General features: G+C 37.4%; 11 protein-coding genes. 2 read left to right on the top strand and 9 right to left on the bottom strand.

Annotated elements, in window-relative coordinates; all coding sequences use genetic code 11:
• Positions 1 to 216 precede the first annotated feature (216 nt).
• The 6 genes from ABIB40_RS15370 to ABIB40_RS15345 form a co-directional block, all read right to left on the bottom strand.
• Positions 217 to 2,769, bottom strand: a complete 2,553-nt coding sequence (locus ABIB40_RS15370; RefSeq protein ID WP_354360272.1) for an adenosylcobalamin-dependent ribonucleoside-diphosphate reductase — start codon at positions 2,767 to 2,769, stop codon at positions 217 to 219.
• A 295-nt stretch (positions 2,770 to 3,064) separates the two neighbouring features.
• Positions 3,065 to 3,301 (bottom strand): hypothetical protein, encoded by a 237-nt coding sequence (locus tag ABIB40_RS15365; protein WP_354360271.1) that lies wholly within the window; start codon positions 3,299 to 3,301, stop codon positions 3,065 to 3,067.
• A gap of 130 nt (positions 3,302 to 3,431) precedes the next feature.
• The gene (locus ABIB40_RS15360) at positions 3,432 to 4,058 is read right to left on the bottom strand and encodes a hypothetical protein (protein ID WP_354360270.1); all 627 of its coding nucleotides are present in this window, start codon (positions 4,056 to 4,058) and stop codon (positions 3,432 to 3,434) included.
• Between the two features lie 166 nt (positions 4,059 to 4,224).
• Positions 4,225 to 4,590, bottom strand: coding sequence for a hypothetical protein (locus tag ABIB40_RS15355; protein ID WP_354360269.1), 366 nt, complete (start codon positions 4,588 to 4,590; stop codon positions 4,225 to 4,227).
• A 236-nt stretch (positions 4,591 to 4,826) separates the two neighbouring features.
• Positions 4,827 to 5,537, bottom strand: a complete 711-nt coding sequence (locus ABIB40_RS15350) for a DUF6891 domain-containing protein (RefSeq protein ID WP_354360268.1) — start codon at positions 5,535 to 5,537, stop codon at positions 4,827 to 4,829.
• A 194-nt stretch (positions 5,538 to 5,731) separates the two neighbouring features.
• On the bottom strand, positions 5,732 to 6,238 hold the full coding sequence (locus ABIB40_RS15345) for a hypothetical protein (RefSeq protein ID WP_354360267.1): 507 nt from the start codon (positions 6,236 to 6,238) through the stop codon (positions 5,732 to 5,734).
• Positions 6,239 to 6,697: 459 nt separating this feature from the next.
• Between ABIB40_RS15345 and ABIB40_RS15340 the strand changes: the two genes are divergently transcribed.
• The gene (locus ABIB40_RS15340) at positions 6,698 to 9,169 is read left to right on the top strand and encodes a bifunctional YncE family protein/alkaline phosphatase family protein (RefSeq protein WP_354360266.1); all 2,472 of its coding nucleotides are present in this window, start codon (positions 6,698 to 6,700) and stop codon (positions 9,167 to 9,169) included.
• Between the two features lie 379 nt (positions 9,170 to 9,548).
• Here the strand turns inward: ABIB40_RS15340 and ABIB40_RS15335 are convergent, their stop codons facing one another.
• The 3 genes from ABIB40_RS15335 to ABIB40_RS15325 form a co-directional block, all read right to left on the bottom strand.
• On the bottom strand, positions 9,549 to 9,914 hold the full coding sequence (locus ABIB40_RS15335) for a response regulator (protein ID WP_354360265.1): 366 nt from the start codon (positions 9,912 to 9,914) through the stop codon (positions 9,549 to 9,551).
• Positions 9,911 to 11,452, bottom strand: coding sequence for a PAS domain-containing sensor histidine kinase (locus ABIB40_RS15330; protein WP_354360264.1), 1,542 nt, complete (start codon positions 11,450 to 11,452; stop codon positions 9,911 to 9,913). Before ABIB40_RS15330 ends, ABIB40_RS15335 begins: the two co-directional genes overlap by 4 nt.
• Before the next feature lie 336 nt (positions 11,453 to 11,788).
• Entirely contained in the window at positions 11,789 to 11,965 is a 177-nt protein-coding gene (locus ABIB40_RS15325) for a hypothetical protein (protein WP_354360263.1), read from the bottom strand.
• A gap of 678 nt (positions 11,966 to 12,643) precedes the next feature.
• Here ABIB40_RS15325 and ABIB40_RS15320 point away from each other — a divergent pair.
• Positions 12,644 to 13,660, top strand: a complete 1,017-nt coding sequence (locus tag ABIB40_RS15320) for a sterol desaturase family protein (RefSeq protein WP_354360262.1) — start codon at positions 12,644 to 12,646, stop codon at positions 13,658 to 13,660.
• The last annotated feature ends 189 nt before the right edge of the window (positions 13,661 to 13,849 follow it).

Here is a 13,849-nt window from a genome sequence, read left to right as displayed (position 1 = left end):
GGTGGCTGCAATCTATATAAATTACAGCTTTAACGTATTTTGTTGTTTGGGCATTCGGAAACCAGTTTCAAACAATTTCGGGATGCGAAAGCTTAACATCCCAAAGCGCGCGAGAGCGAGATTAAATGTCGCCCTGCAATTAACCGCATCCAGTCAAACCTACCGCCTATAACCTATAACCCAACACCTGTACCCTATAACCTTTAAATCTTCTTATTACCCACACTTCGAACTGCCACAATCCTTGCACGTAAGGCAGCCTTCTTGGTAAATAAGCGAGGTACTGTTACAGTTTTCGCATCGTTGTTTACTGCTTTCCGTTCCATCTGCTACGTAGCGTTTTAGGGCACGCGCAACACCGTTTTTCCAAGTGTTGATGCTTTCTGTATCCAACTGAAGGCTACTGATGAGCTCAACTGCTTTTTCAATAGGCATTCCGTGGCGCAGCGTGCTGGAAATTAGTTTGGCATAATTCCAAAACTCCGGATTGAATTTATGGGACAAACCTTCGATAGTGGTTTTATAACCTCGTTGGTTCTGATACTGAAAATCATACCGCGAACTCCCATCTTCATTCCGGTTTTTAATAATCACCCCTTCATTTACCCAACGCGGAATCAATATTCCATCTTCATCATCTGCAAAACCTGTAAAAATTTCGTAAGGCTTTCCATCGATCAAACCAATAAAGGCAATCCATTTATCTTTGCTGTTTTGAAAACGTACCACATCGGCATTTAACATTTCAGGCCGTTTGGTTGGGAAGGCTGTCAAGGTTTCTTTCTCGTCTTCTTTCTTCTCCTCATTAGAAATTAAAACGCCAGAGCGAGATCCATCTCGGTAAACGGTAACACCTTTGCAGCCTGCCTGCCAAGCTTCTAGGTAAAGTTTACCAACCAGTTCTTCTGTCACATCGTTGGGCAAATTAATGGTTACAGAAATAGAATGATCTACCCATTTCTGCACCGCGCCCTGCATTCTTACCTTACTCAACCAATCTACATCGTTAGAAGTTGCTTTGTAGTATGGCGATTTCTTTACAATCTTATTCAGCTCTTCCTGACCGTAATTTTTATCAATCGCGATGCCATTGGCTTCCATCCACTGCTTAAAACGGTGATGAAAAACAACGTATTCTTCCCAACTGTCGCCAACTTCGTCTACAAAATCAACACGTACGTTTTTGTCGTTTGGATTTACTTTTCTTCTTCGTTTGTAAACAGGAAGAAAAACGGGTTCGATGCCCGAGGTAGTTTGCGTCATCAAACTGGTGGTTCCTGTAGGGGCGATTGTCAACAAGGCAATATTCCTCCTACCATATTCCAACATATCAAGATACAATTTTTCATCGGCTTCTTTTAGGCGAAGAATAAAAGGATTTTTCTTTTCACGGTCCGCATCAAATATTGCAAAAGCACCTCGCTCTTTCGCGGTATTAACCGACGCACGGTAGGCTTCTATGGCGATGATTTTGTGAATTTCGACAGAAAAATCGACACCTTCTTTGCTGCCGTATCTTAATCCCAAAGCGGCAAGCATATCCCCCTCGGCAGTAGTGCCAATTCCGGTTCTTCTTCCCTCTTCTGCCTTCTTTTTAATGTTTAGCCAAAGATTTTTCTCTACCGCTTTTACTTCATCCGATTGCGGATCTGCATCTATTTTGGCAATGATGGCACCTACTTTTTCCAGTTCGAGATCGATAATGTCGTCCATTATTTTTTGGGCAATGCTGATGTGTTTCTTAAAAAGCTCGAAATTAAATTTTGCCTTGGTTGTAAAAGGGTCTTCAACATAAGAGAACAAATTGATCGCCAACAACCGACAAGAATCATAAGGACAAAGCGGAATTTCGCCACAAGGATTGGTAGAGACTGTTTTATAGCCTAGATCTGCATAACAATCTGGCACAGATTCTTTAATAATGGTATCCCAAAAAAGAATGCCGGGCTCAGCAGATTTCCAAGCATTATACACAATTTTTTTCCAAAGCCTTCCAGCTTCAATCTCTCTAGTATTTTTCGGGTTTTCACTAAAAATAGGATATTTTTGGGTATAGCTTTTTCCATCTTTTACAGCCTGCATAAAAGCATCATCCATCCGCACAGATACATTTGCGCCCGTAACTTTTTCCTGTTCCAGTTTAGCATCGATAAAATCTTCAGCATCTGGATGGTTTATAGATACGGAAAGCATTAAAGCCCCGCGTCGACCATCTTGCGCCACTTCTCGAGTTGAGTTTGAATAGCGCTCCATAAAAGGGACAATCCCTGTAGAAGTTAAGGCCGAGTTTTTTACCGGAGAGCCTTTTGGCCTGATGTGCGACAGGTCATGGCCTACTCCACCTCGACGCTTCATTAATTGCACTTGTTCTTGGTCGATTTTCATAATACCACCGTACGAATCAGAATCGCCATCATTACCGATCACAAAACAGTTGGAAAGAGAAGCAATTTGATATGGATTGCCAATTCCGGCCATCGGGCTGCCTTGCGGAACGATGTATTTAAAATCTCTGATCACTTCAAAAACCTCTTCCTCACTCAGTGGGTTGGGATACTTTTCCTCCATCCGTGCAATTTCGCCTGCAATGCGATAGTGCATATCGTCTGGAGTATCTTCATAAATATTTCCCTCAGAGTCTTTCAACGCATATTTATTTACCCACACGCGTGCTGCAAGTTCATCGCCTTTAAAATAAACTACAGAAGCTTGATAAGCTTGTTCTTGTGTGTAAATAGCTTTGTTTTTGGGTGGATTTTCTATCTGCATGATTCGACTATTTTAGGAATTTGTACTTGTTGTGACGAAGGACAAATATACAAAAATAGAAAACTACAAAAACTAACACAGAGCATAAGTTATCAAATAGACCACCTTAATAACTTGATTAACAGAAATCTAATAATTTATCAACACTAAAATGTTTACAAAATTTGAACATAATTTAATTTATAGCGTAAATATTTATTAAGCGAATTTGTTTCTTTATTTACTTTAGTAGAATAATATTCGAAAATATCCTTTAAATTTCTGGTTGCAAAATCAGTCCAAACTATTTTCATTCTTACCAATTTCCGGATATTTTCTCTAAATCTTCTTGACTTTTAAAATTCCCGTTTATAAAATCCAATTCCGATTTCTCAATTCTATTAATGAACTCTTCAACGATAAACGGTTTTAAGTCAAGATTATGTTCAAACTCCCTTTTTAGAATATAACTTTCCAATCTATCAAAAAATATTTCGTCCTTAATTTGAGCCAAGTAGGTTATTAAATTCAGTTTCCTAGTTTGTAAATCCATAGTTAGCGTATTTACTCAAAAATAAAATTTTTTACCAAATGTTTAATTGAAAAACGATTTTTCTGGTATTTCTGGCAACGGTTTAAAAACTTATGCACAAATGCCATTGCTTGCAGAACCATTGTCGTTGTCATTCGAAACCTCCTTGAATAACCGCAAGAAGTAAAAGTGTAGAGATTATTAAACCAATTATAAGGGGTTTCCAAATTGGTTTAGTTCTGTATTTAGTGTTCTTGCCAATATATTTTTTCCAAAAGAAATGGTTCATTAATAAAGCTCCGGCCAAACTAAAAACAAGAGTAAGTCCCGTACTCCTTGGTATCATTGAGAGGACCCAAAGTTGCAACCCTGTATAAACAACACCAAAAGCAATAACTTCCCACACACCTTTTTTCTCGTTCGTGCTACGGCAGTTTATTGCTAAAAGAACAGCACCAAAAATTGCACTGAAAAGTATTGAAAAAATATAGATTGCTCTTTCAGAATAATACGCTGGAGCATTTTCGTCTGTCACAACATTTTTCTTCCATTGATTTCCGAAAAATTCATTTTTCTCTTTTTCTGCCGCTTCTCGTTTCGCTTGAAACTCATTTCTATAACTGTCAAGTTCTTCCTCAGAGAATACTCGGCCGCGCTTTTGCATTTCAGCGACTGCTGATTCAATAGCTTCTGGTACGAATTTCGTCCGATTGTCCAGATATTTTTGAAGTTCATCGTCCGATTTATTTGACATTAATTTCTTAAAGTTAATTTCCATTTGTCAATTTGTATTATGTTGTCTGGTTTGTGTTTGCACGATAATCATTTGGTGACGCATAAGTGAGTTACGCAAAGGAATTGTACCTCTGCGTTGTCACAGCACCGTACGTAAAAGTCTCCCTTCATACAGCCTGCCCCGCCCAATGTGGGGGCTCTTCATGTTTTTAAATCACGTAAAGATAATTCATCTTTGAGGATGTAACAAAGCCCAATGGGCAAATAATAGGGGGATTTCTTTGTATTTCTGTCTGAGCCATCTTAGGACTGCATAGTTGCACAAACGGTTTGTGAAAATACGACATTATGGTTTTCTGAGCAGCACCTGAAAGCGTAAAAAGATGAAAAGCCTGCAGCAGAGCCTCCATGTTATCGTCGTCGAAAAAAGAGAGAAAGCTCCATTGCCAAGAAAATGTAGCTGCTGCAGAACAGGCAACCTGCATACCATACTGCTGTTCGATGGACGGGGCCCGCCCGCCGCTTTCATCGGTATTCGCCAAAATACTGTTCCCCGTATCGCCAGCTAGCGGCATGGGTAGGGGAATCTATGCCCAGTCGCGGAGGAAAAAACGATAGACACCAAGTCTATCTTACCTCCACAAAAAAAGAGGAATCAGTTCCTCTTAAGATCTTTCAAATTATTTTACGAAAAACCCATAAAGGGAGGGAATGTAACCGGTTCTCCCGTACCGACGGGACAGGCTGTTCAACCGAGTCCTCATTGTCGGCTCTGCGAGCCCAACGAAGCCTTAGCTGTTAGCGGTAGTTTTTATTCTATTCTCTTATTTAAATATTCCATTGTTCTTGTTATTCCCCAAGGTTGACCGTCTGGTATTTTCTGCCAAGAAATATTTTTGATTTCAATTCTTTGTTCTATTGTTCCATTCCATTCGACAATAAAGCCTTTTTCGTGTAGTTTTGACACAATTTTTTGCCCAATTAAAATCGATTCTTCCGTGTTTTGTTTAATGTCGTCGAATGCGAGAAATAGATTTTTGCCTGTAGGGTCAATTGCTCTTTCCAAATCTTGCGTATGATAAAAACAATAGCCTAAAGGAATAATATTCCCATCTTTAAGTAAATGAACAACTTCACTTACATCACTATAACCGTCTTGTTTTGTATAACCTGCTTTATGCAAAGCGATTATTTTTTCTTGATTTAATTCGTCAAACACATTTGCTAATTTGTCAAAATCAGTTGGTTTTGTCCATCTTTTACTTTCTGTTTGATTTTGGCTGTAATGCTCTGCAATTATTTGTTTCAGCCACTCTTCATTTAATTGGTCTTCATTCTCAAAACCTGCAGTCCAAACAGCTTCAAGAATATCTGCTTGATTGTCAAACCCAAATTTTATTTCTTGTCGTATAAATTCTAAAACTTCATTTTTTAATTCTTGGTCTTGAGGTTCTTTAGATTGTAATATGTTTTCCGTTTTAGACTTTAGATTATTATTTTTTAAAAAGTCGAATATTCCCATAGCTATAAAGTTTTTTTAATTCGTTTTTTCTTCGTGAGGGTCGGTCGGTAAAATTACCGCTAACGTTTTTCGGCTTGGCGATGTGGCGGATAAAGAAGCCGAAACTTTCTATAATCACCAACCTTCAAAGGAAGCACAAATCTTTGATTTAGCACCAAACCCGCCATATTGCCAAACCGATGTTGTGTGCTGGCTTATTCTGTCCACCAAAAAACTTTGTCTGCTTTTTGGTTGGCAATCGTATTTACAGAATTAAAAATCATTTCAAAATGAATAATATCCGATTCGTAGTCAAAATTCTTTGGGTCGAACATTTGTCTTATGGTTACATTATATGACCCATTAGTCATTTCAATTTTAAGATGTGAATTATACTTTGCCGATATAACCTCACTTTCAAATTGTGCAACCATAGTCAAGTCATCATAAGGAACAAGGTATAAACATTCGTTTGTCACAACAATAGGGAAACTAAAATGCCTAAACTCGTCATTTAAAGAAGGACGGTTTGATATGTGAATATTCCATTCGTTCCCCCCATCTTCGTTGCTTGTCCAAATAATTATATTACGGTCATTCATTTGGTCAACGAAATGATTGAAAAGCTGGTCTAAACCCCAATCATTATCAACAAAACCCTTATATTTGTCAGCATTTACAATTGATATAAAACCGTCTCCATCCGAAAATTCAAAAGTCATAGATTATATAGTTAAGTGTCAATTGGTGGCCGCAAGCTTGCAGACAACTCTCAAATATACGCAACTTTCTTTTTTAAAAATCTTGTTTTAACAAAATCAAGGCACATTTCAGTTGCGTTTTTTAAATATACTTTTTCGCAAAAACATCCAAAGTATTTCTATAAAGTTAAGCGCATAAAAGTGTGTTTGCTCGCCCAAGTTAACCGCGATTTTTCATATTAAAAAACGGGAAACCGTAAATAGCTTTTTTTATTAGGTTGGCTCAAAAATCCATTAAATATCCATTTTAACAAGAGTTTACAGCTTGGATGCAGCATTAATTTTCGGCTAAGCAACCAGCCTAGGTTGAACAATTAAACACCATAAAAAACAAATCCCGGAAGGATGATAATTTACGGTAGCTTAATGCTAAATTTACATAGGTTTAAAAGAGCGCTCGTATTTTTGCAACAAAAAAACATGATGAAAAAGCTCCTCTCGTTAACTTTTTGCATTTTTTCGGCACTCCCGGTATTGAAAGCTCAAACCGACAAACAAACTTCTCAATATTCGGCGAAAGCACAAACACCTAGCAATAACCCACATGCTAAAAGTATTCTGCTGCCCAACGGTTGGTCTTTAAGTCCGGCGGGAAAGTCCTTACAGCTGGGAGATTTGCCCTTAAATATTCAGTTGTCTCACAATCATCAATTGTTGGCAATTACCAACAATGGCCAAAGTACCCAAAGCATACAATTGATTGATGCAAAATCTGATAAAATTTTAGACGAGCATCCCATTAAAAAAGCTTGGTACGGATTGCAATTTAGTGCGGATGATAAAAAACTGTATGTAAGCGGCGCCAATGATAACATCATTTTAATTTATCCCATCATCAAGCAAAAAATAGGAAACGCCGATACGATAACACTCGGCAAAAAATGGCCAAATAAGATTAGCCCAACGGGCATTGCCGTTGATGATAGAAATAAAATTTTATATACCGTAACCAAAGAAGATAACAGTTTGTATGTGGTAGATTTAAAAAGCAAAAAAATTAAAAATCATATTTCCTTGGGCGCAGAGGCATACTCTTGTGTCCTCTCTCCAGACCATAAAATGCTTTACATCTCTTTATGGGGCGCTGCAAAGGTGGCGATTTATGATGTTCAACAGCAAAAAATAACAGAGAGCATCGGGGTAGAAAACAATCCGAACGAAATTATCCTGAATAAGAAAGGCAGCGTTTTATATGTTGCAAATGCCGGAAATAATTCTGTTTCGGTGATTAATACCGACAGTAAAAAAGTAATAGAAGTTATTTCTGCTTCGCTGTATCCAACAAACTTAACAGGTTCTACAACCAATGGTTTGGCTTTATCTCAAGATGAAAAAACCCTATATGTAGCCAATGCAGATAACAATTGCTTAGCTGTTTTTGATGTGAGCAACGCCGGCAACAGCGTTAGCAAAGGCTTTATCCCGACAGGATGGTACCCAACTTCTGTAAAAAGTTATGGAGATAAAATATGGGTTGCCAACGGAAAGGGCTTTACAAGTTTGCCTAATCCAAAAGGGCCTCAGCCAATTAGCAGGAATGATGACAGCGGCTATCAAAAAAGCCCCACGGCAAAGAAAGATGTGCAATATATTGGCGGATTATTTAAGGGCACACTTTCGATTATTAAACAGCCCACTGTTGAGCAATTGGCTAAGTACAGCAAGCAAGTTTACAACAACTCTCCTTTTGGTATAAAAACGATAAACCCCGCTGTTAAAAATCCTATTCCTTTTAAATTGGGAGAAAGCAGCCCAATTAAACATGTTTTTTACATCATTAAAGAAAACAGAACTTACGACCAGATTTTGGGCGATGTAAAAAGAGGAAATGGAGACAGCAATCTTTGTCTTTTTCCAGAAAAAGTAACGCCAAATATTCATGCCTTGGCGAATGAATTTGTTTTGCTAGATAATTTTTATGTAGATGCAGAAGTAAGTGCTGACGGACACAATTGGAGCATGGCAGCTTACGCCAATGATTATGTAGAGAAAAGCTGGCCAATAAGTTATGGTGGTCGCGGCGGAACGTATGATTTTGAAGGTACCCGAAAAATTGCTTTTCCAAAAGATGGGTTTATTTGGGACTATTGCCAAAGGGCTGGAATTAGCTACCGCACTTATGGAGAGTTTACCGACGGAAAAACTGCAAATATTAAATCGTTAGAAAACCACTTTTGTCCGGGTTATGCGGGTTTTAACATGACCATAAAAGATACCACCCGTTTTACTGCATGGAAAAAAGATTTTGATTTATTATTGGCTCAAAACAAAGTTCCTCAATTTAATACGGTGCGTTTCTCTAGCGATCATACCAGCGGACAAAAGATTGGCGCGATTACGCCCACGGCTGCTATTGCAGATAATGATCTTGCTGTAGGTTTATTTGTAGATTATCTTTCGCACAGCGCAATCTGGAAAGAATCGGTAGTTTTTGTGTTGGAAGACGATGCCCAAAATGGCCCCGATCACATAGATGCACACCGATCGCCAATTTTGGTTATAAGCCCTTACACAAAGAGAAAAGAAGCTATCCATACCATGTATTCTACCAGTGGCGCTTTACGAACAATGGAGCTTATTCTCGGCCTGCCGCCGATGAGCCAATATGATGCGGCCGCAAAACCCTTTTTCGATTGTTTTACTCCCAATGCAGATTTTTCGCCTTATCAACACCTAAAATCATCTACAAACTTGGACGATAGAAATGTAGCCGTAAACAAAAGTTCTAAAAAATCGGCAGCCTTTAATCTTAAAAAAGAAGATGAAATACCCGACTTGGAGTTGAACGCCGTTATTTGGAAATCTGTAAAAGGGGAAAACTCTACTATGCCCGCGCCACGCAGAAGTGCCTTTGTAGTTGCCGAAAAGAAGGCAAAACACGACGATGATTAATTTATGAAGAGAACTAAAATTTCTTCTAACCGAGACAAGAATAAAAGCTCCTGTTTGGGTGAGACGATTTACCCAAAACCTAAAGACCTAAAACCTATTACCTAAAACCTGTCGCCCATAACCTCCCTCCTATTTCCAATCAGCTAAAAACGCCGTCGATATAATTTTTGGTGCGTTCATCTCTAGGATTTTGAAAAACCTCGTTACTCGGGCCATATTCTACCAACTCGCACAACAAACAGAATTGTGCAGCACTTCTGCACCCATGTTTTGTTTTTGCTCATCATTTAGAGGCGCATCTCATGCGCCAAAATCTATGGTTTTATTGGTTAGCTCTTTTGGCGATAACTTAGATATGGTAATACCTTACGGTTAAATGTCACTTTTGATTAAGTAGCTTATAAATAATGTTAGTCAACACGTCCACATCAAAAGGCTTTTCAAGATAATCGTCGGCGCCTGCTTCCATAGCTATCTTCCTGCCATCAGCACTAGCAGATACGACCAATATAGGTAAGTTAGCAGTTTTAGGGTTTTTTTTGAGATTTTTTAAAATCACATCTCCGGATAACACAGGCATCCAGAGATCTAAAATAAGAAATTCTGGTTTTTCCTGTTCTATTAGTGCGTAGATATTTGCGCTGTTATTTTCCGTAATTATGTTAAAATTTTCTTCCAGCACTAAAGCAAGCATGTCTAAAATACCTTCATCATCATCACAAATCAAAATTTTTATAGGCATCATAAGCCTTCAATTGGTAGCGTAAAACTAAAATTAGAACCTTTTCCCTTTTCACTTTCTACCCATAACGACCCGCCATGGTTTTTGATGATTTCTGCGCACACATACAGGCCAACTCCCATACCAGGAAATATTTTTTGCACTTCCCCAACACGAAAGAAACGATCAAATATTTTTTTCTGATCATCTTGGCTTATTCCAATTCCATTATCTATTACAGAAACTTTTACAAAAGTACTTACCCGAGAAAGTTGGATTAAAACATGGTCGTTATCTGGAGAATATTTAAGGCCATTAGACAGCAAGTTATTTACCACTTGAATAATGTGAGATTCGTCTCCGCTTAGCATAGCTTTAGTAGCACCTTCTACAGTGATTTGGCAATTTAGACGTGCCATCTGCATCCCCTCTACAGTTTCCGCTATCATTTTATCAAAATCGAACTCGTTTCTATATATTTCTAACTTGCCCGTTTGAATCTTGGAAACATCCAATAACTCATTAATCAAATTGTTCAATCTTCCTAGATAAAAAACAGTTTTTCCAACAATGGATTTAAATTTATCAGAAGAGTTTTCAGGAATCATCCGTTGTATCATCTGCATATATCCCTTAACCGTTGTGAGCGGGGTTTTCAGCTCGTGGCTCGCTATGCTCAAAAAATCGTCTTTCCTTCGCTCTAATTCCATTCGATCTGTAACATCTTCAATAACGAGCAAAATTCTATCTTTATAGTTCCCTTCCAATTTTATACGATATCCATTTATCAACATAAATTTCTTCCCAATGTGTAGAAAATCATGTTCTACCACTAAATCCTCAATTTGGCTGTTGGTTGGTAAAATTTTCTCCAACATTTCTTTTAAATGAGGAATATTCCATTGGCCATTACCCAACTCATAGAAAGACTTTCCTTCACTCTCGTTTGCAGACACTTTAAAGGTTTGTAAAAAGTGTTTGTTTACGCTCAATATTTGCATGTTTTTATCTAATACAACCAAACTTTGTTTTACCGTTTGGATAATACTTGCTAAATATTCCTCGCTCTCCTTAATGGAATTTGTGCGTTCGACGATTTTTTTTTCCATCGTTTCTTGATGTTGGATCAAATCGAGATCGGTTTGTTTTCTCTTGCTCACATCATTTTGCACGCCAATAAAATGGGATATTTTACCCTCCGAGTTTTTGACGGTCGATAGGTAGAGCTCATTCCAAAACAGGTCTCCGTTCTTTTTATAATTCCTTATTTCCACCATACATGGCTCGCCCTTTTTTATCGCCTTGCGCAAAACATCAATTGATTCTTGCCCCTTGTCTTTCGCTTGCAAAAAACGGCAGTTATGGCCTATGATTTCCGAATGGCCGTAGCCTGTCATATTTTCGAAAGCCTTATTGCAATAAATAATTGGGTTATCGGGCTGCTGGTTATCAGTAATGATAATTCCCGAAATACTAGAATCTAAGGCTCTTTTTATCAGCTCGAGATCTGTTTGCAAACCATCGTTTGTAAATGAAATTCCATTTGGGTTAAAATTTTTCAAGCGAATATATTTAGTGAACACTTAGTCAATTGCTATAATACTAAACAACTAAACCCTTTTTTTTTAAATTTGTTAGGAATAATTTGATTTTCGAGTATTAGTTTTTTAAATAATTTTTTTGAAAATCTTAACCTAAGAGACCAAAGCATTATATACTGACTAGCTTAAGTTTAGGCCAAAAAGAATGTAAAGCTTTCTAAAAAAAAATCTGTGTGAGCAACTTTTCGAAAAAATTTACTAAAACTGGATTGTTAAAAATTTGCATTGCTTTAAGCAATAACCTGCATCATCAACCTAACCTATCTGCCAACATCCAACTTGCTCCAAACGCGCAACCTACCACTTAATAACTGGCCGTACTTTTTTGCCAATCCTATTAGCAGCTTTTTTTAATGCCGTTGCGATAAGGTTGTTAACAGATTTTCTAGATAGTTCAATATGATGGTAAATCTTCTTTAGAAACAGATTCCAATCGTCTTCTCGAAACAAAAAACGGATTCTCTGAACGCCCATTCTGTTAACTGCTATCTATAAATTTGTTCTCGATATAGGTCTTTCCTAAATATCGCTTTGAAACCTTTTACCAGACACTAGGATAGATCTACAACTAGGATACATCTACAAAAATGATTTTTTTACACACTAAATTTAGGGGGGGTCTTTTATTGTGAACAAATTCTAAATGTTGGTGTTTTTTGAATTCACCTTAAACGACAGAATGTTGGATAAAAATCCAAATCTCAAAATAATCAAAAAACTGCAAATCAGTTTGCAAAGCTTCTACCATACTTATTTTTATGGGTTTTATTTGTTCCAAGAAGCATTTTTGGGGAATGCAAATTGTCCCCTATTATTTACGAATCTATACAACAAACATAACGAGAGACTAAGGGAGTGTAATGGATGTTAAATAAATTCTTTTGCTCTTAGTAATTCTGAGTCTTTGTGTTTTTTTCAATTAACATTAGTTACAAAATTAGGCTTCAGGCATTCAAAACTAGCCCGATTTTTTGTAATCCACTAGAAAATCCGTATCTATGTTGTCGTTAGTTAAGATGCAGTTACGAAATATTTTTTAGCAACTGCGATTAATTTCTTTCTCACAAAAACTCGCTCTCCCATTATTAGTTTTATTTGTTCGCTTCGCATTGGTTTATTATGCAGCAAACAATTGCACAATTAAATTTTTATATGACTATTAACCTTTTTGGCGCAGCACCCATTGAACTAGATAACCTGAAAAACATAACTGCTAACGCACCAGAAATTATCGTTTGGGCAGCCCCTGTAATGTTCTTGTGCGTGCTTATAGAATGGTTTATTTCGCATAGGCAGCATCGCGATATCTATAATAAGGAAGAAACAATTGCTTCTATTCTTGTTGGCATAGGAAATGTTTTTGTTGCATTTTTATTGAAATTCGGCCTGTTTTTTCTTATAGTAGCCATTTATAACCTGCTGCCTTGGCGGATGTCTTTAACTTGGTGGACAATTATACCGTGTTATATCCTTCTCGACTTTTGTAGTTATTGGTCGCATCGCATTTCGCATCATCAACGATTTTGGTGGGCAACTCATATCGTTCATCATAGTGGGGAAAATTACAACCTTACCGTTTCTTTTAGGCTGAGCTGGGTTCAGCACATCAAAATAATTTTCTTTTTGCCTGTAGCCCTTGCGGGATTTCATCCTGTTGTGTTCTTTGTGGCCAACCAAATTGCTGTACTCTTTCAATTTTGGGTGCATACAGAATATATTAAAAAATTACCTCGCCCTTTTGAATACCTGTTTGCCACTCCATCTAACCATAGGGTACATCATGGGTCTCAGGAAAAATACATTAACAAGAATTTTGGCGCTACCTTTATTATTTGGGACAGAATTTTCGGCACCTACGAGCCAGAGCATGAAAAGGTAATTTACGGCCTGACCCATAAATTAGAAAAAAAAGGAAATCCATTCTACATTAATTTTCATGAATTTATTGATATATGGCGAGATGTTCGCCTTGCAAAAGGGTTTAGAAAAAAGATGTTTTTTCTATTTGGAGATCCTTCAGATATTGAGAAAGAAAGGCTGAACACGCTGAATAAACTCGAGCAAGGAAACCGAGCCAACAATAAATGCGCACCACCAATAAATTATCATGCGCTAAATGAAAATGATAAAGGATACAAGATAGCTCATCATGAAATGCAAAGTCGTTAAAATTACTTTAAGCATTTATCACTCGCTCGCTTAAAAACCAAAAAATATTTGGATAACATAAACGTTTCATCCAAATCATTTTTGCACATCTTTTAGGTTTTAAAATAATGTCAATCGCTTTGCGGATTGCCAATGTTTAGAATTAGACAATTTTGCAATTTTTACGACAATTATTAAAGAACAACCATA

Source organism: Pedobacter sp. UYP30 (assembly GCF_040547165.1).
In the GTDB taxonomy this organism is placed as follows: Bacteria; Bacteroidota; Bacteroidia; order Sphingobacteriales; family Sphingobacteriaceae; genus Pedobacter.
This window is presented reverse-complemented; position numbering and strand designations above follow the sequence as displayed.

Excerpts from the sequence above, each read along its gene's own strand:
- ABIB40_RS15370 (WP_354360272.1), bottom strand. The coding sequence starts at position 2,769 with ATGCAGATAGAAAATCCACCCAAAAACAAAGCTATTTACACACAAGAA.
- ABIB40_RS15365 (WP_354360271.1), bottom strand. The coding sequence starts at position 3,301 with ATGGATTTACAAACTAGGAAACTGAATTTAATAACCTACTTGGCTCAA.
- ABIB40_RS15360 (WP_354360270.1), bottom strand. The coding sequence starts at position 4,058 with ATGGAAATTAACTTTAAGAAATTAATGTCAAATAAATCGGACGATGAA.
- ABIB40_RS15355 (WP_354360269.1), bottom strand. The coding sequence starts at position 4,590 with ATGCCGCTAGCTGGCGATACGGGGAACAGTATTTTGGCGAATACCGAT.
- ABIB40_RS15350 (WP_354360268.1), bottom strand. The coding sequence starts at position 5,537 with ATGGGAATATTCGACTTTTTAAAAAATAATAATCTAAAGTCTAAAACG.
- ABIB40_RS15345 (WP_354360267.1), bottom strand. The coding sequence starts at position 6,238 with ATGACTTTTGAATTTTCGGATGGAGACGGTTTTATATCAATTGTAAAT.
- ABIB40_RS15340 (WP_354360266.1), top strand. The coding sequence starts at position 6,698 with ATGATGAAAAAGCTCCTCTCGTTAACTTTTTGCATTTTTTCGGCACTC.
- ABIB40_RS15335 (WP_354360265.1), bottom strand. The coding sequence starts at position 9,914 with ATGATGCCTATAAAAATTTTGATTTGTGATGATGATGAAGGTATTTTA.
- ABIB40_RS15325 (WP_354360263.1), bottom strand. The coding sequence starts at position 11,965 with ATGGGCGTTCAGAGAATCCGTTTTTTGTTTCGAGAAGACGATTGGAAT.
- ABIB40_RS15320 (WP_354360262.1), top strand. The coding sequence starts at position 12,644 with ATGACTATTAACCTTTTTGGCGCAGCACCCATTGAACTAGATAACCTG.